The organism is Wolbachia endosymbiont (group B) of Aricia artaxerxes (assembly GCF_964026975.1).
GTDB lineage: Bacteria > Pseudomonadota > Alphaproteobacteria > Rickettsiales > Anaplasmataceae > Wolbachia.
The window spans coordinates 212,451-229,840 of sequence record NZ_OZ034718.1 but is presented as its reverse complement, the minus strand read 5'-3'; the positions used below and the strand labels follow the sequence as shown (position 1 = coordinate 229,840).

The window sequence follows — 17,390 nt, the reverse complement described above, 5'->3', positions numbered from 1 at the left end:
TAATACTACATCATTAATTAAAAATCTATTGAAATGAATAGCACTTTAGGTAAGATAATTAATTTAAATTCAATGATTATAAGCTGGCCATTTCAAGAAGCAGAAAAAATACTACAAGAATTCCCTAATAAAAAAGAGATAATATTTGAGACTGGTTATGGTCCCTCGGGTTTACCACATATTGGTACTTTTGGGGAAGTTTTTCGTACCACAGTTATTGCAAACGCTCTAAAAAAAATAGCTCCTAGTATAAAAACCAAAATCATTGCAGTTTCCGACGATATGGATGGTTTGCGAAAAATACCAGATAATGTACCAAATCAGGAAATGCTAAGAGAGAATCTGAACAAGCCATTAACCATGATACCTGACCCATTTGGCACTCATGAGAGTTATGGTCATCACATGAATTCGTTGTTGTGTAAATTTCTTGATTTGTTTGGATTTGAATACGAATTTAGGAGTGCAACAGAGTGTTATAAATCTGGCGTTTACGATGAAAAACTTTTACTCCTGCTGAAAAATTATGATAAAGTGATGGACGTAATGCTTCCATCATTTCGGGAAGAAAGGCAGCAAACCTATAGTCCATTCTTGCCGATATGCCCAAAAACTTCCCAAGTTTTACAAGTTCCAGTAATTGAAACAAATACAGATAAAGGAACAATCACGTATGAAGACCGAAACGGGGGAAAAATAGAAGTTCCAGTGACAAAAGGAAAATGTAAACTGCAATGGAAACCTGATTGGGGGATGAGGTGGGCTGCATTCGGAGTTAATTACGAAGCTCATGGAAAGGATTTGACTCCATCTGCTGTGCTTTCAAGTCAAATATGTAAAATACTTGGAGAAAAGCCACCGCTTTTGTTTTGCTATGAGTTATTTCTTGATAAAGAAGGAAAGAAGATATCAAAATCAAAAGGAAATGGTATTTCAATTGAGGAGTGGCTAACTTACGCGCCAACAGAGAGTTTAGCGCTATACATCTTTCAGAGTCCTAAAAAAGCTAAACGTTTATATTTTGATGTGATACCAAAATCAACTGATGAATATTTAGAGTTTGCTAAGCGTTACAATGAGAGTGAAGAAAAGGATGTAAATAGCCCTGTATGGCACATCCACCAGGGTAAAGTTCCAAACGTAGAAACTTCAGGCATAAATTTTTCTTTACTTTTAAACCTGGCAGCAGCTTGTAATGCTGAAAATAAAGAGATTCTTTGGGGTTTTATATCAACTTATGCACCAAACGTTACACCAGAAAGCAACAAAATGCTAGATAGGCTTTCAGATTTTGCAGTTAGGTATTATTATGACTTTATCAAGCCAATAAAAGCATATAAAACCTCAAACGAAAAAGAGAAAGAAGCGTTGCTAGATTTAAAGAATAACCTACATTCCTTGCCTATTACCGCCACTGCTGAAGAGATTCAATCTCAGGTCTTTTCCATTGGAAAAAAGCACAATTACAGCAACTTACGTGATTGGTTTCAGTTGCTGTATGAAACGCTGCTTGGCCAAAAAACTGGTCCAAGAATGGGATCTTTTATAAAGCTTTATGGGATAGATAATACAATCTCTCTTATAGAAAGTGCTACTGAACGTACACTTTAGAGTTTACCTTCTTTCATTTGAGCCCTCTAGTTTTATTACTTGACAAACCTTCCCACTTTCCTTATTATACTAATAAAGGTATTTATCCTTGTTTTTGGGCTCAACGACAAAATTCAGGTGTTTATTGGCAAATTACATAAAATTATAGCAGCTTTTTTTATTTTTTCTACATTCAGCCAAATCGCGCTTGTTAGCACATTATCAATTTACATTATTAAAACTCGCTATACAGGGATTCTTTTGTCTTTTTTTATTTAGTAAATTTCTTAATATTTGTAGCTAAAGTAATTTTAGAGAGCCAGCGCGTGACCAACCTGGTCAGTTTTCTGAATCCCAGTACTGGGATGACAAGAAGAGAGCTGACTTGAATGACACCAAATGGACACTGAGACAGAGGCTACTTGAATAATATTTCACCATGTCATTCCAGCACTTGATGCTGGAATCCAGAAGTTTTTTTGAGCACAAAAGTTATGCTAAGTTTTTCTTGGTAAGAAACCAGTGTCAGCTACTTGAATGAAACTATTTTGGATGAAAATCAGTGTCAGCTACTTGAAAAGGAAGAAGAGACTTCTTCCTTCTACTTAACTACACTGTTACACTTGACTTTGAAGAAATTTCTGATTGTAAATCAACTTCATTTAGCTTATGACCAGGACTTGACTTTGCTTTTGCAATAGCGTCCTTTAACTCATCACAAGGCTTATACACTTCATACGTAATACCACCAGCAACAAGTCCTGTGAGTACAGCAGCAGCCACAGCTATCCCAGCCATAGCACCTACTGATAATGACACACCAAAAAAATATGCATAAGTAACTACTATAGCAGCTATACAAGATGCAATAATAAATATATGAGCACCCAAGTCTACTGCTTTCCCAATTGCTTTTTTAGTAAATATTTCTGCCAAATTTTTGTTACAACGAACTTTTACTAAAGGATCAGCACCGGCTTTTAATAGAGCTCTTACTATCTTGTGATGACCTTTATCAAAAGCTATATACAAAGGAGTTTTTCCAGATCCATCTTGAAAATTAACATTTATACCTTTTACTTCTAATAGAGCTTTTACTACATTTTCTTGATTATATAGACATGCTACATTTAATAATGTTAATCCTTTTTTGTCATAATAATCATAAACACTAAATTTATAATTTATATCAAAACTTTCGTTCTTCCATTCTTCATAAGTAGATGGGTCTCTTTTTTCTATTCGCTCTTTTATTTTTTCAACTATGTTATTACCATTCAAATCATTTTCACGATTTACTGTACTTAATATCTTTTTCAACAATGCTAAATACATATAAAATTCTCCTATAATAATAATATACTTTAATTATCATATACTTAAGCAATAAAGTCAAGAGTTTAATTAATTATCATAAATATTTAAACAAGAAAAAGGGGCTTTTGTGCGAGCGTTATTAATCTTCAGTTTAATAGGATAAGATTCGTCAACATTTCTGTAAGTACCTGCTATACAGAATAGTTGCCACCAATAAAGCCTAAACTTACTAAATACATTTCTGTAGATTCAGATCTACTTGACTTTGGTTTGAAGTATCTTACTGTTTTAAACATTTTTTTTAGCTCATTGCAGAAATCTTTATCAGACTCTCCTTGAAAAATTTTTACTACAAATTTGCCATCATGATTCAAAAAATGCTTTGCAAAATTGAGCGCTGCTTCGCATAAAAGCATAATTCTGATATGATCTAACGATTTTAAACCGCAAGATTCTGGTGCCATATCAGATAAAATTACATCAAATTTGTGATCCTTGAATTTTTCTCTTAAAATTTCAAGTTCGCTGATAATATCACACTGTATACACTCTACTCCACTAATTGCGTTTATTGGTTTTATGTCAACAGCAATCACACTCGCTCCTTTCTTAGATGCAACTTGTGACCATCCACCAGGAAAAGCGCCAAGATCAATAATTTTTTGCCCTTGTTGGAGTAGTTTAAATTTATCGTCTATTTCTATTAACTTATATGCCGAGCGCGATCTATAACCGTCCTTATTGGTTTTTTGCACATACTGATCATTCAAATGGCGATGTAGCCATCTTGTTGAAGATAACTTTCTACCTCTAGCTGTTTTTACTCTGGTCTTTATACTAATAACCTACTTATTATTGATTATATCTTTGAGCTCTTTTTCAACTACTTCTTTTACCAATGCATGTAGATACTTATTCAGCCACTCTGAAAGCTGAGGTTTTAAAAGAGATACAACTAATTCTTCAACAGTAAGATCCGCTCTTTTTTGTTGTTTATGCCGTAGTTCGCTTTGCATCTTTTCAAGCAATGTTTTAATTTCCTCCATATTTTCTTTTAAAACTAAATGCTCGTTACTTTGTTCTTGATAGCTCACTTTGTTATTACTCATTTGGATATTATCATACAAATTTTTCTCTTCTGAGTTGTAACTATTAAATTGGTTATTCATTTTCTCACTTTGGCAATTATTCTCTTCTTCACTATTTTCTTTTTCTTCGATGTCTTCTGGATACTCCTCTTCAAGGCATAATACGTCATCATCTTCATCTATTATTTCTGCTCTATCACCACTTGGATTTTTACCCGATATAGCTTTTTTTATATCTTCTAGTATATCTTTTACAGATTGATTATCGCTCATACCATTAAATTTAAAGGTTTATACTATTTATCATAAAAAGCAAGTTGTAAACACTAATTACATAATTGCTTTTTGCCTGAATTAGATCGGAACGTGCTTTAAATAGTTCATCTTCAGTATCCAAAAGATCAATTGTGCTCTTTAAATTTAAGTTTACTTCTTGCGCAACTCCTTCCAATGCTAAAGCTGCTGCTTTTTCTGCTTCTTGACTTGCTTTAATAATAGCTTTTGCTGTCAGCACGTTATTCCAAGCATTTATAACTGCTTGTTCTATATTTTTTACTGCTTCGTAATAATCGTAAGTGGATTGTTTTGCATCCATTTTAGCTCTACTAACACCAAAAACATTAACTCCTCTTTTAAAGATCGGAATATCAAGAGTAAAGACAACATTCACATTTTCTAGTAACGTGTCCAATTTTATATTGTCCTTTCCAAAATTTTTACTTGCGCTTAGATTCAAAGAAGGAAGCCACTTGGAAGTTTCAGCGATCACTTCCATTCCGGCTGCTCTTTTTTGATAAACTGCTGCTTTTAGGGACAAGTTATTAGTTTTTGCTAATTGTAAACATTCATTTAATTCTGGTATAGAAGGTAGTTTACCATTAGTCTCGTGAAGATTATCAGCATCTTCACCAATTAAATGATAGTAAGCAATATTAGCGAGCTTTAATTCACCTTCAGCATCAACTCTTTTGGATATAGAAGATGAAAATTTTGCTTTTGCGAATAAAACCTCAGCATTAGTAACTTCTCCAAGAGAAAAGCGTTTTTTCATAGCTGACAAATGTTCTAAAGAAACACGTTCTTTATGTTCTCTCAGTTTTAATATTTCTGCCTTTTGTAAAACATTAACATATGCTTTCACAGCGCTGAGTGCAACTTCTTGCTTTGACTGCTGAAATCTAATTTTTGCTGCTTTAAGAAGATGACTTGATCGGCTAAATGTAGCAAAAGTGCCCCCACCGTCTATTATTCTTTGGCTTAATGTTAGACGCTTTCCAGAGTTTTGTCGATCGTTAATAATATTAAAATTACTATCGAAATTATATTGTAAATTAATGTCAGGTAAAAATCCAGCCAATCCAGAAGATTTCAGCTGTTTTTCAGCACTCTTATATTGGTAAAACTGAGACTTTATTTTTGAGCTGTTTTTGATAGCTTTGCTTATGGCTTCTTCCAAATCGATTGCATAGCAACCTATAGTACCAAAAGCAATTATAAGTATAATAATCAATCGAAACATTTTGCTTTCTAGCATGTTGTTTAAGTTATTAGCATAAATTACTTTAATAATCAATAACTAATGTTGTAACTAATGTTGTTGACACTATCAAGCAACTCAGTGTATCATAATCTACTGTTATGTATTGATATATGAAAACTTTTTTCTTAAAAGAGAAACAAGTCGATAAAAAATGGCTTGTTATAGATGCAGAAGGATTAGTAGTAGGAAGGCTTGCAGCGTTTGTAGCAGCGCTATTGCGTGGAAAGCATAAGCCTGAATACACACCTCATATGGATTGTGGAGATAATGTAATTATTGTTAATGCAGAAAAGGTACATTTTACCGGAAAGAAACTTAAAGATAAAATCTACTATAGGCATACAGGTTATTCTGGTGGTTTAAAGAAAACTACTCCAGATAATATTTTAAATGGCAAATTCCCTGAGCGTGTGATAAAAATGGCAGTAAAAAGAATGCTTGATGATGGTCCTATGGCACGTAGACGGTTTGAAAATTTGTATGTTTATTCTGGTTCAGAACATAAGCATCAAGGACAGCAACCTGAAAAAATAGATTTTGCCTCTTTAAATCGTAAAAATAAGAAATAATGGAGTAAAAAGTGAAAATAAATAATAATGATCAGCCAAAAAAGGCATTGATTGACTCACTTGGTCGTTCATATGCTACAGGTCGAAGGAAAGAATCTGTAGCAAGAGTATGGATAAAGCCAGGAAGTGGAAAATTTAGTGTTAATAAAAAAGATGATTTAATTTCTTATTTTAAAAGAGAATCAGTGTGTCAAATGATTAAAGCGCCATTCATAGTAACTTCTATGTTAGATAGGTATGATGTGTTTGCAACTGTAAAAGGTGGAGGACTATCTGGCCAAGCAGGTGCCTTAGCTCATGGAATAAGCAGAGCTTTAAGTAGTATAAGTCAAGATCTACACTCTATATTACGTAAGGGTGGATTCTTAACTAGAGATTCACGTGTTGTTGAGCGTAAGAAATATGGTCAACATAAAGCTCGGAAAAAATGTCAGTTTTCTAAGAGATAATTGTTTCATAATGGTATTTTTTTGTAAATATTATACAAGTTCTTACAAGGTTTTATGACATTTTCTCTTTTTATGACGAATTTAGTTGACTATTGGTATTAGCATAATATGCTGTTTATGTAATTTTTCAATATTAAGGTAATTTATGAGTAAAGAAGATATAGTAAACCAACTGAGTCAAGAGTGCTCTAGTCAAGGTATAGATATAACAAAAGCTAGTTTGAGTAAGATTCATGATATTTTTATGGAAACAATCAAGAACGATCTAAATCGTAAAGGTGAAATACGTTTGCATGGAATAGGGACATTCTCTACTGCTATAAGTAAGGAAAGACAATGCCGTAATCCTCAAAATGGTGAGATTATGACCGTTCCTGAAAAGAAAAGAGTAAGGTTTAAAGCAAGTCAAGCTCTTTCAAGTACTTTAAATACCAAAGAGAAAGTATAAGCTACTTAGATATTGTCATTTTCATCTTTTTAGTTACACTATGTAAGCCATGAAATATAGCCTCGCTGATTAAAGAATGGCCTATATTAAGAGCTGAGATGTGAGGTATTTCTTTTATTCTTTTAGCATGTTTATAATTTATGCCATGCCCTGCGTGGCATTCTACTCCTAGCTTATTAATGTATTCTGCAGAGTTAGTAATAAGTTTTAATTTTTCTTCTGATGGATTATCACAGTAATCCCCTGTGTGAATTTCTATTATGTCAGGCTTTCTTTCTAGCTTCTCAAGATATTTTAGTTGATTAATATTTGGATCGATAAACAGTGAGACTTTTATGTCAAAGCTATGCATTTCCTCTATTATACCAGAAAGTTTACTGTGCATATTCACGATATTCAGGCCACCTTCGGTTGTTAATTCTTCTCTTTTTTCTGGTACTATACAAATCGAATAGGGTTTTACTTCTTTTGCTATTTTGAGCATTTCTTCCGTAGCTGCAATTTCAAGGTTCAACTCAGTGCTAATGTTTTGTTTTAGATTGAATACATCCTCATCTCTGATATGCCTTCTGTCTTCTCGTAAGTGTACGGTGATAAAATCTGCTCCAGCATCAATAGCTATTTTTGCTGCTTTTAATGGATCTGGATAAGAAGCTCCACGTGCGTTGCGAAGGGTTGCAACGTGATCAATATTAACGCCCAATTTCACAATTTACCTCAAAAATTATTTATAAATTATACATATTATTAGATCTTATGCATGTCATTGTTTAATGCCATAGCTGAAAGACGGAGCTAGCAATTATACCAATTCTCATTGTTGGCAAGTCAAATAAGAAACATTCAAAATTGTTTGATTGTGGAAGTGGAAAGAGAAGTAATAAATTTGCATACACTTGCCCTTTTTTACAGTTAATCTAGTTTATAGAACTACTCGTGGTAATCCAAATAAGATTTTTTCTCATAATCAAGTTATAGTAAACGGGGAAAATTTTTCGCATCTAAAAAATTTTAGATTTAGGATTGAAATTAATAAGTGGAGTGATTATGTAATGCATGTATTAGTAAAAGGAGGTACAACATGAGTAATATAGTTCATTTAAATAAAAACAATAATCGTGATAATTTTAGTGTAAGAGGGTTACAAAGAGCCGTTGATGACATATTTGATAGCTTCTTTACAGGATGGAACCCAGAGCTTTCTAAAAGAGGCAGTAGCCTACTACCAGTTTGTGACCTTTATGAAACAAAGGAAAGCTATTGCCTATCATTAGAGTTACCAGGTATTCCTAAAGAAAGCATAGACATTAGTATATCTGGCGATAACTTAATAGTGAAGGGTGAAAAAACATGTGATAATGAATCAAAAGATAAGCAGTTTTACCACAAAGAAAGGTACTATGGTTCTTTCTATAGATCTATTCAACTTCCAACAAATGTAGAGCAAGATAAGGTATCTGCCAACTTTTTAGATGGGGTATTGCATGTAACCATACCTAAATCAGAGAAACACACCAAGAAAATTGATGTAAAGTAACCAGTAAGTAATAGCAGGCTTCTGACCTTGAGGCTTGCTATTTTAATATCTGTTCAGCAGAGTGGCAAAATAAGGTAAATGAGAAAAGACAACTAAATGAATGTCATGAAAGTAGCTGATGCTGGCTCCCTTATGAAGGTGTCATCTTAGCACCCAGACACTGATTTTTTAATTGAAAATGTTGTCTTGTTTGTGATAAATTTTGCTCGATGCCAGTGTCGAGCACTGGCATGACATTATAGAAGCTGGAATTACAGTACTTGAATGACAATATTTGCTGTGTAATTTACCTTAAAAAATGAATATTCCTACAGCTACGTGTAAGCTACTTTCATGATACTCATTTACTTGTCTTTTTTGCCACTTTGCTGAACAGATATGCAAAATATTAACTTAGCAATACAAAAAATTATCTATAGATTAGACACACCATTAGATCTTATGCATAGTCATTTTTTAATTCCATAGCTGAGACGGAGCCTGCTCCCCTTATCATGAAACTGAAGTCTATATGGTACCACAGTATAATGATATAATAAAATATGAAAAAAATACCAATAAAAAAAGGCAAAAAAAGCCCGTATTAACTTTAACAATTTAAAATGATTTAATGTGAAAACCATAGGCGCCAATTGTTTTTTTAACTTAAAAATAAAAGTCAAGTATCAGGAATTCTAGACATAAACCCTCCTATATGAATAAAGAGCTAGCAAAAATAAACTTATATATTTTTTGCTGAAATTTGATTATTTGGTGAAAAAACCTGCAGGTGAAGATAGATTTTGGATCCTAAAAAATCTTCATTCTCCACTATAATGAAGCCACCAGAGTCTGTCAAGTAATTTTTTATTTAAATTGCTTGCAATCTTTTTATACACTCATCTTTACCAAGAATTACCATGATATCGATGATTCCAGGCGCATCCATTATTCCAGTTATTGGGGCGCGTAATGAGTGGTATATATCGCTCATTTTTATATTATGTAATTTTGAAAATTCCTTAATCTGAGAAGATAAAAAATTCTTATTCCAATCTTCACTACCTACACTCGAAAGAAATGATGCAAGTAACTTAATTACATTGAGGTTAGATTTGACAATTTGCTGAGCTTCTTCACTAAAATCAACTTGAATATAAAATTTTGCTAAGTCCAATAATTCGGTCAAATAGTTTGCTCTTTTTTTCAGCTCTGTCAGTCCCTGCAGTAAATAGCTCTTTTTTTTGTCAGTTAGAGTATTTTCTCTAAGCATTAGAGTCAGAATATCTTCATTGCTCATATTACTAATATAGTGGTTATTCAAATGCTCCAGTTTTTTGAAATCGAGCCGTGCAGGTGAGCGACCGATGCTTTCTAAATTAAACCACTCTATTGCTTGCTCATCGCTAATAATCTCATCGTTGCCATGACTCCAGCCAAGTCTTAGCAAGTAATTACGCATTGCCTGTGGCAATATTCCCATCTTTTCATAATCGCAAACACTTGTTGCACCATGCCTTTTAGATAACTTATTCCCGTCTTCTCCATGAATAAGCGGTACGTGTGCAAAGCGTGGGACATCAAAATCAAGAGCTTGGTATATTAGTAATTGCTTGAAGGTATTAGTGAGATGATCAGAGCCACGTATAATATCGGTTATTCCAGCATCATGGTCATCAACCACTACAGCAAAAATATATGTTGGAGTATTGTCAGAGCGCAAGATTACTATGTCATCAAGCTGGTCGCTACTTATTGTAACTTGGCCGTATATTTTATCGTCAACAACAATATCTTCTGAGTCTGGCACTTTGAAGCGAACAACAGGCTCTGCATTTGATGTTGAATGAGTACACTTATGCTTATATATTTTTCCTTCTTCCCTTGCTCTTATTTTCTTCTCCGCAACTTCATTCTCGGGGCAGTAACAATGATACGCCCTACCCTTTTCAACTAAAAGATTTGCAACTTCAATATGTCTATCTATTCTTTTTGATTGATATACTATTTCTCCATCATAGCTTATTCCAAGCCATTTTAACCCATCTATTATTGCATCAATTGCTTCCTGTGTTGAACGTTTTCTGTCGGTATCCTCAATCCTTAGTAAAAACTGGCCACCATGACGCTGCGCATAGAGCCAATTAAACAAAGCTGTGCGAGCTCCTCCAATATGTAAAAATCCTGTTGGTGATGGAGCGAATCTAGTGACTATACCTGGCATATTTGTCTATTGTGATAACGTAACCGATGATAACTAAAATTTGTACTTGCAACAACGTGGAACTATAGTAAATTTGAAAGATCAATTTACATTTATTTTTAACAAACTGCATTGTATAATTTAATATTAGTGAATGCAGTGAGGTGTATATATGGATAATTTATTTGAAATTGCAAGAGAAGTTGTAACAGAAGAGGATGAAAGTAAATTTATTGAAGCTTGCAAGAAAAGAGTTGCTTGTGTAGCTAAGCATAGAATTGATGAAAATGGAAACCCATTTCATATAGCAGCAAGTAAAGGGTTTCTATTATCTGCGTTACAGAAGATCATAAAGGATTTAGAAGAAAGTACCAGGGTTGAGGTTGAAAAAGCAAAAGAAGCCAAAGACTGGGAAGAAGTAAAAAGATTAGAAAAGGAACTTAAGAATAATAAGAAATATATTAAGGAAGCACTCCTCGATAAAAGCTATATTAAGGATAATAAGGCAGTATCACCTCTTTACTTCTTGGATCCTTCAGAGCAGAAGGAAGTTAAGCAAATTGCAGATATAAAATGTGGCTTTATATGTAATAAGAAGTTTCATATATGCTTATATATAGTAGGAGCTATAGTGTGTGCTACCGCTATGTGTGTATCTTTGTATCTTCTATTTTCGGCTTCTCAATCTCTTGCATTGGCTTCAATAGCAACAATAGCTTCTGGAGGATCTTCATATCTGTTATTTAAGGCATGTAATGAAGTATATGGCCTCTATAACGAAAGTACTATAGTGACAGATCCTGATGTTATGCAACTTTTAGATAGTGGTTTAGCCCCAGTGTGAAGTATTTGCAGGTAGTAATATAGAAATTTACTTTCTTAACTTAAGAAAGTATACTTATAAGATGATAAGAAAGAAGTATAGTAAGATTTTAGTAGCGAACAGAGGGGAGATTGCCTGCAGAATAATCAAAACTGCGCACAAGATGGGCATATCTTGTGTGTCTGTGTACTCAGATGCAGATGCAAATTCTGTGCATGTAAAGCAAGCAGATGAGTCAAGGCACATTGGCCCTTCGCCTGCTTATCTTAGTTACTTAAATATCGAAAAAATATGCGAAGTAGCAGTTGAAACAGGTGCCGAGGCGGTTCATCCTGGCTATGGGTTTTTAGCAGAAAATCCAGATTTTCCCCGTGCTCTGGAAAAACATAACATAGATTTCATTGGTCCAAGTGCAGAAACAATAGAAGTTACAGCCAATAAAATAACGGCAAAAGAAGAGGCAAGAAAAGCTGGAGTAAATGTAGTGCCAGGATATATGGGTAAGATCGAAGATGCTGCCCACGCAGCCATCGTTGCTGAAGAGATTGGTTTTCCCGTTATGCTCAAAGCTGCATCAGGTGGTGGTGGCAAAGGAATGCGAATTGTATATTCCAAAAAAGAAATTGAACTAGCATTTACATCAGCAACAAATGAAGCAGAGAAAAGTTTTAAAGATGGCAGTATTTTTATAGAGAAATATATAGAGCTGCCAAGACACATTGAAATACAAATCATAGCAGATAAATACGGCAATATAGTGTGTCTTGGGGAGAGAGAGTGCTCGGTACAGAGGAATAACCAGAAAATAATAGAAGAAACACCAAGCCCATTTATTAGTGAAGAAGTAAGACAAAAAATGTATGCTCAATGTGTTTCTTTGGCAAAGCAAGTTGATTATTTTTCAGCAGGTACTGTCGAGTTTGTTGTAGATAAGAACCAAAACTTCTATTTTCTTGAGGTAAATACGAGATTACAAGTTGAGCATCCAGTAACAGAATTTGTCACTGGAATAGATATAGTGGAAGAGATGATCAGAATTTCTTGCGGAGAAAAATTAAGATTTGGTCAGAATGATATTAAACTTATTGGCTCTGCAATAGAAAGCAGAATTTGCGCTGAAGATCCATCAAAGAGATTTTTTCCTTCCAGCGGAAGAATCAAATATTACGACAAACCAGATGATGTAAGAATAGATGATGGAGTAGCTAGCGGTTCAGAAATCAGCATGTTCTACGACTCAATGATTGCAAAAATTATAACCTATGGAAAAGATAGAATAGAAGCAATCAGCAGAATGCAAAAAGCATTGTCTGAATGTTATATAGAAGGAGTAACAAATAATATAGAATTTCTAGAATCCATTTTCCATCATCCAAACTTTATTGCAGCAAAACTCCACACAAGATTCATTCCAGACCATTATCCTAGTGGGTTTCAAGGCGATTTTATCACAGAGGAATATATTAAAATATTTATTTTTGCTGCACTGTATGTTCACTTAGAAAATGAGGGAAAGTATTACAGTAAGTCAACAGACGAAGCATTCATAGTGAAAATAGATGACAATGAGTACTCCGTAAATGCAAAGTATCAAGATAACACATTAACAACAGTATATAACCACAATAAATACTCCGTGGTGGGTAAGTGGAAATCAAGTTACAGATTACTATATATCACAATTAATGATGATACCAATATAGCACTTAAAATAGAAAGGCAAGGTAGCAAATACTTTATAAGACACGCAGGTATGAAAGCTAAATGTTGTGTATTGAAACCTCATGTAGCTGAACTAAGCAAATTAATGCTAAACAACAAAACAGAAGGGATTTCAGTAGACGCTGTAAAATCTCCAATATCCGGTTTATTGGTTAAATTACACGTCAATGCTGGAGATCAGGTAGAGGTAGGACAACCTCTCTTTGTTGTGGAGGCAATGAAAATGGAAAATATAATATGTGCTGAATCAGAAATGGTGATAAAAAATATCCCTGTTAAAGAAGGAAAAAATATACATGCTGGTGATTTGGTATTAGATCTGATTTCTTAAATAACGCAAGCAGTATAAACCTGATCCAAATAAGATAAATGAAAACATTTGATGGGCTATAGCAATAGCCATTGGTATATGCAGCAACAAAGTGACTATTCCTAGAATTACCTGAATGATGACGGAGAATAGCATAACATATAATGGTTTTATACTGGCATTTTTTATTGTGAGTATTGCTGTCAGAACTAATATCAGCAATGCCAATGCCCGGTGTATGAATTGCACTGTTACTCTATTTTCAAAGATATTTAGCCAAGCAGGCTGTAAGTAAAATAAATCTTCCGGAACAATTTGTCCATCCATTAGTGGAAAGGTATTATAAATTAAACCAGCATTTAGCCCTGCAACAAATGCACCGAAGATTATTTGTACTGTCACTAGGATTAAAATTATCCATATGTAACATGTAATGTTGCTATTAATTTTAATTATCTGTTTTGGTTTGATTTGGTAATCAAAAAATTGATATGACAATAATGCAAAGATAACCAACGCAAGCAGTAAGTGAAGTGCGAGCTTATAGTGACTAACATGAGGATTAGATACCAAACCGCTTTTAACCATATACCAACCGGCAAAAGCTTGTAAAATTCCAAATAATAGTGCTGTAGATAACCTTATTACTGCATTTTTAGGTATTCTTTTTTTTAGTGTAAAGTATATAAATGGTAAGATAAAAACTAAACCTGTCAGCCTTGCAATTAACCTGTGCACATATTCTATTAAGTATATGGTGCGAAACTCTTCCATACTCATACCATAATTAAATGCTTTATATTCAGGTGTAGCTTCATATTTTGATTTTTCTTTTAGCCAGTCTTGTTCACTCAGCGGTGGCAATGTTCCGGTAATTGGGTTCCATTCCGTGATTGACAATCCTGCTTTTGAAAGTCTGGTAAATCCACCAATTCCCACCATGCAAATCACCATGAGAGAGCAGAGAAAAAGCCAAATAGCTACAGGTTTTGCTTCCATAATCCATGCTGAGTTTTATTCCATTGCTGAGGGTGAATAACAAATTCCCACAAAGCGAGAAAAGCTGCAACGCTATGTAGTAGACTATAGACGGGAAAAAATATTGATACTATATAAAAATAAAAAGGCATTTTTTGTTGTCTGATAGCTATTATCAAAAAAATCAAGTTAATACCGTATACTATTATAAAATAATATAAGAATAATTCATTCAAAATTTGAGTCAGCACCAATGAAAGTAACAAAAAAGGAGTCGTGAAAAATATAAAAGCTGAGGAACCAACAAAAAGGTTTAATAGCAAAACTCCCTTAAGCCCAGTGTGCTTAAAAAGTAATTTTATATTTTTTAAATGAACGATATAAGTTTGCATATAACCTTTAATCCAGCGTGCTCTTTGTTTGATCCAAGCAAACACAGTAGTTGGTGATTCTTCCAATGTTTCTGAATCAATAATCCTGGTTTTATATCCCATTTGCGCAAGTCTCAAACCAAGGTCAGCGTCTTCAGTGACATTGTAAGCATCCCAAAAAAGCACTTTCTTTAAAATTTCCACTGAAAAATGGTTACTGCTACCACCCAAAGGTATTGGCATGTTCATTTTTTGAAATCCAGGCAAAAAATATTGAAACCAGTTCATATACTCAAGAGAAAAGAATTTTGTAAGAAAATTGCAACCAAAGTTATAGTAATTTAATTTCGCCTGTACACAAGCCAACTTTTCGTCGCCCTTATTAAATTCAATTAGTGCTTTTTTTAACTGCAACGGATCTGGCTTGTCATCTGCATCATATATTACCACATACTTTCCTCTAGCAAAGCTCATAGCATAATTGCATGACTTAGCTTTTGTTCTAGGCAGAGAATGAGGCACTTTTATTACTTCAAAATACTGTGGTAAAGTGCATTTTTCTATAGCTGCCAACATTTCTTGATCATCGCTCTCTATCACAAGCTTTACATCTAATTTTGATTTTGGATAATCCAAACTTTCAATGCTCTTAATCAATTGCTTTATAACCGCATTCTCTTTAAAAGCAGGCAATAAAATATTATATATAGGTTCATTCATCTTATCATAATCTGCTTTTTGGTTAGAAATTTTACGCAAGCCAAAAATTTTAGTTACAAATTTGAATAAAGAACTAGAACATCCGATTATAAATATCAACACCAAAGCAAAATATGCATATTTTTTTGTCAGTGTTAAAGTCGAAATCATAACAAAGAAAGAGGAAAAAAAGATTGAACTGAGCCTAATGCTTTTAGCTGAAAAATTAGGATTCTTATAATATAAGTAGTTACTTGCGAATTCTGAAATACCAAAGTGTGAGTTAAGAAGATTTAAAATCTGTTTGCTATCTACTTTTATCAATACATATTCAATACCGTAATGAGATTCGACCCAAAGGTTGATATCTTGGCTTATGTCTTCAACCATAAAAAAAGTAGTATCATTTAATTTTTGCCAAGGAATTATATTAAACCTATAGTAGAAAAGTTTCTCTTGTTCTTTGCATAAACTAGAATCAAATTTAATTTTTTCTACATTATCAGTTTGAAGTACAGGCATTAAACTTAATGCAACTTTTTGCTCAAGTCACGTGAAAACGAAGATATAACCTCACTACTACGCTTATCATCTTTACGTTCATGCATTATTTTTTTTACAGCATCAGCAGCTATACTCGCTGTGTTAGCTTGTAAATCCCCAAGAGCTTTTTCAACTTGGTCAGTAACTTTCTTCAAATTAGAATGGGCATTTTCATCTAACGTTTGATCGAGTTGCTGTCTATTATGCTTAATAATACTATTAGCCTTATCAAGTGCTTCATTCATCATTTTGTTAACTTCTGCATCTAATTTTTTGTATTTTTCAGAAGATTTTTTGTAATACTCCAACATATCTTTTCTGAATTTTTCAGTTTCTTCACTTGAAAACTTGCTTTTGTTACGTTTATTGTTAAGCGCGTTTTTTATTACCTTCCTTAGCAATTTATATGAGAGGATAAAACCTACTAAAAAAGCAAGGCTTATAACTAGTAATGTAGACATAAAAACCCTAAAATTCTTTGGATACCAAATCAGCAACAAATTCCTCTTCAATCTCAGAATTAGTTAACTTAGTATAGTAAATCAAAGCAATACTAGTAGCCATTTGTTTTAATTCACTAATATACTTAGATTTAAATTGTACTACCTTTTCTTCAACAAGTTTAATCATCTTCTTGTCTTCCTCTTCCAATATAGCCTTAACATTCGCTCTCATTTCTTCTACTTGAGCAAATGCATCATCTATGATTTTTTTTGCCCGTACTCTAGCTTGATTTAAAGCTGCATTATACTTGGCAATTTGCTCTTCTGTAAGTCTTAAAAGGTGAATAGAACTATTAAATGAATCTAACACTTCTTTACTTCTAGTGCTTATTATTTCATCTAACTTCGGTAAAAACAAACAACTCACTACAAAAAAAAGTGAAGAGAAAAAAATTAAAAACCAAAAAATTTGAGAAGAGAAAGTTGAAACATCAAGCTGTGGCATCTGTTAAGCAGCAAATATTAATAACATTGCAAGTACAAACGCAAGCAACCCCATGATTTCAACCATGGCAGCACCAATATAAACGTAACTTTTCATTTTACCTTCTGACTCAGGATTTCTCGCAATCCCATTTAACATAGCAGAGAAGATATTAGCTATACCTAAACCAGCACCGAGCATTCCAAACACAGCCAAACCAATTGCTATAAATTTTAAAGCCACTAAATCCATATATTACCTTTAACTATTTCTTTATAATATAATTGTAAAATATTC

At 33.4% G+C, this 17,390-nt stretch carries 18 protein-coding genes; 7 read left to right on the top strand and 11 right to left on the bottom strand.

Annotation, left to right across the window (positions count from 1 at the left end; translation table 11 throughout):
• Positions 1-33 precede the first annotated feature (33 nt).
• The gene (locus AAGE00_RS01020) at positions 34-1,611 is read left to right on the top strand and encodes a lysine--tRNA ligase (protein ID WP_213863984.1); all 1,578 of its coding nucleotides are present in this window, start codon (positions 34-36) and stop codon (positions 1,609-1,611) included.
• Positions 1,612-2,199: 588 nt separating this feature from the next.
• Here AAGE00_RS01020 and AAGE00_RS01015 read toward each other — a convergent pair.
• From AAGE00_RS01015 to AAGE00_RS01000, 4 genes are all read right to left on the bottom strand, one after another.
• A complete protein-coding gene (locus AAGE00_RS01015; RefSeq protein ID WP_341815281.1) occupies positions 2,200-2,925 on the bottom strand; it encodes an ankyrin repeat domain-containing protein in 726 nt (241 codons plus the stop codon).
• A gap of 173 nt (positions 2,926-3,098) precedes the next feature.
• Positions 3,099-3,677, bottom strand: coding sequence for an RlmE family RNA methyltransferase (locus AAGE00_RS01010; RefSeq protein WP_007302033.1), 579 nt, complete (start codon positions 3,675-3,677; stop codon positions 3,099-3,101).
• Positions 3,678-3,752: 75 nt separating this feature from the next.
• Positions 3,753-4,268: a PopZ family protein gene (locus tag AAGE00_RS01005; RefSeq protein WP_007302034.1), complete on the bottom strand. Its 516-nt coding sequence runs from the start codon at positions 4,266-4,268 to the stop codon at positions 3,753-3,755.
• A gap of 10 nt (positions 4,269-4,278) precedes the next feature.
• Positions 4,279-5,514, bottom strand: coding sequence for a TolC family protein (locus tag AAGE00_RS01000; protein ID WP_026097234.1), 1,236 nt, complete (start codon positions 5,512-5,514; stop codon positions 4,279-4,281).
• A gap of 131 nt (positions 5,515-5,645) precedes the next feature.
• Here AAGE00_RS01000 and rplM point away from each other — a divergent pair, with 131 nt between their 5' ends.
• The 3 genes from rplM (at position 5,646) to AAGE00_RS00985 (ending at position 7,001) form a co-directional block, all read left to right on the top strand.
• Positions 5,646-6,104, top strand: coding sequence for a 50S ribosomal protein L13 (gene rplM / locus AAGE00_RS00995; protein ID WP_006014941.1), 459 nt, complete (start codon positions 5,646-5,648; stop codon positions 6,102-6,104).
• Positions 6,105-6,115: 11 nt separating this feature from the next.
• Positions 6,116-6,553 carry a 30S ribosomal protein S9 gene (gene rpsI / locus AAGE00_RS00990; protein WP_213863983.1) on the top strand — a complete coding sequence of 146 codons (438 nt, stop codon included), beginning with the start codon at positions 6,116-6,118 and terminating at the stop codon, positions 6,551-6,553.
• Between the two features lie 145 nt (positions 6,554-6,698).
• Positions 6,699-7,001, top strand: a complete 303-nt coding sequence (locus tag AAGE00_RS00985) for an HU family DNA-binding protein (RefSeq protein WP_213863982.1) — start codon at positions 6,699-6,701, stop codon at positions 6,999-7,001.
• A gap of 1 nt (position 7,002) precedes the next feature.
• Here the strand turns inward: AAGE00_RS00985 and AAGE00_RS00980 are convergent, their stop codons facing one another.
• Positions 7,003-7,710: a pyridoxine 5'-phosphate synthase gene (locus AAGE00_RS00980; RefSeq protein WP_019236674.1), complete on the bottom strand. Its 708-nt coding sequence runs from the start codon at positions 7,708-7,710 to the stop codon at positions 7,003-7,005.
• Between the two features lie 372 nt (positions 7,711-8,082).
• Between AAGE00_RS00980 and AAGE00_RS00975 the strand changes: the two genes are divergently transcribed.
• Entirely contained in the window at positions 8,083-8,538 is a 456-nt protein-coding gene (locus AAGE00_RS00975) for an Hsp20/alpha crystallin family protein (RefSeq protein WP_019236675.1), read from the top strand.
• An 850-nt stretch (positions 8,539-9,388) separates the two neighbouring features.
• On the opposite strand, the gene gltX is transcribed toward AAGE00_RS00975, so the two are convergent.
• A complete protein-coding gene (gene gltX, locus AAGE00_RS00970) occupies positions 9,389-10,741 on the bottom strand; it encodes a glutamate--tRNA ligase (RefSeq protein ID WP_213863981.1) in 1,353 nt (450 codons plus the stop codon).
• A 151-nt stretch (positions 10,742-10,892) separates the two neighbouring features.
• On the opposite strand from gltX, the gene AAGE00_RS00965 reads away from it, so the two are divergent.
• Both AAGE00_RS00965 and AAGE00_RS00960 read left to right on the top strand, forming a co-directional pair.
• Positions 10,893-11,564: an ankyrin repeat domain-containing protein gene (locus AAGE00_RS00965; RefSeq protein ID WP_341815280.1), complete on the top strand. Its 672-nt coding sequence runs from the start codon at positions 10,893-10,895 to the stop codon at positions 11,562-11,564.
• A 61-nt stretch (positions 11,565-11,625) separates the two neighbouring features.
• Positions 11,626-13,596, top strand: coding sequence for an acetyl-CoA carboxylase biotin carboxylase subunit (locus AAGE00_RS00960; RefSeq protein ID WP_012481866.1), 1,971 nt, complete (start codon positions 11,626-11,628; stop codon positions 13,594-13,596).
• Here AAGE00_RS00960 and AAGE00_RS00955 read toward each other — a convergent pair.
• From AAGE00_RS00955 to AAGE00_RS00935, 5 genes are read right to left on the bottom strand one after another with little or no spacing between them, the layout of a single operon-like run.
• Positions 13,579-14,574, bottom strand: a complete 996-nt coding sequence (locus AAGE00_RS00955; RefSeq protein ID WP_213863978.1) for a COX15/CtaA family protein — start codon at positions 14,572-14,574, stop codon at positions 13,579-13,581. The genes AAGE00_RS00960 and AAGE00_RS00955 overlap by 18 nt on opposite strands.
• Entirely contained in the window at positions 14,556-16,145 is a 1,590-nt protein-coding gene (locus tag AAGE00_RS00950) for a glycosyltransferase family 2 protein (protein ID WP_341815279.1), read from the bottom strand. Before AAGE00_RS00950 ends, AAGE00_RS00955 begins: the two co-directional genes overlap by 19 nt.
• Before the next feature lie 5 nt (positions 16,146-16,150).
• The gene (locus AAGE00_RS00945; RefSeq protein ID WP_052264897.1) at positions 16,151-16,627 is read right to left on the bottom strand and encodes an ATP synthase F0F1 subunit B; all 477 of its coding nucleotides are present in this window, start codon (positions 16,625-16,627) and stop codon (positions 16,151-16,153) included.
• A 7-nt stretch (positions 16,628-16,634) separates the two neighbouring features.
• Positions 16,635-17,114 carry a hypothetical protein gene (locus AAGE00_RS00940; RefSeq protein WP_213863977.1) on the bottom strand — a complete coding sequence of 160 codons (480 nt, stop codon included), beginning with the start codon at positions 17,112-17,114 and terminating at the stop codon, positions 16,635-16,637.
• A gap of 3 nt (positions 17,115-17,117) precedes the next feature.
• A complete protein-coding gene (locus AAGE00_RS00935) occupies positions 17,118-17,345 on the bottom strand; it encodes a F0F1 ATP synthase subunit C (RefSeq protein WP_006014985.1) in 228 nt (75 codons plus the stop codon).
• Positions 17,346-17,390 lie beyond the last annotated feature (45 nt).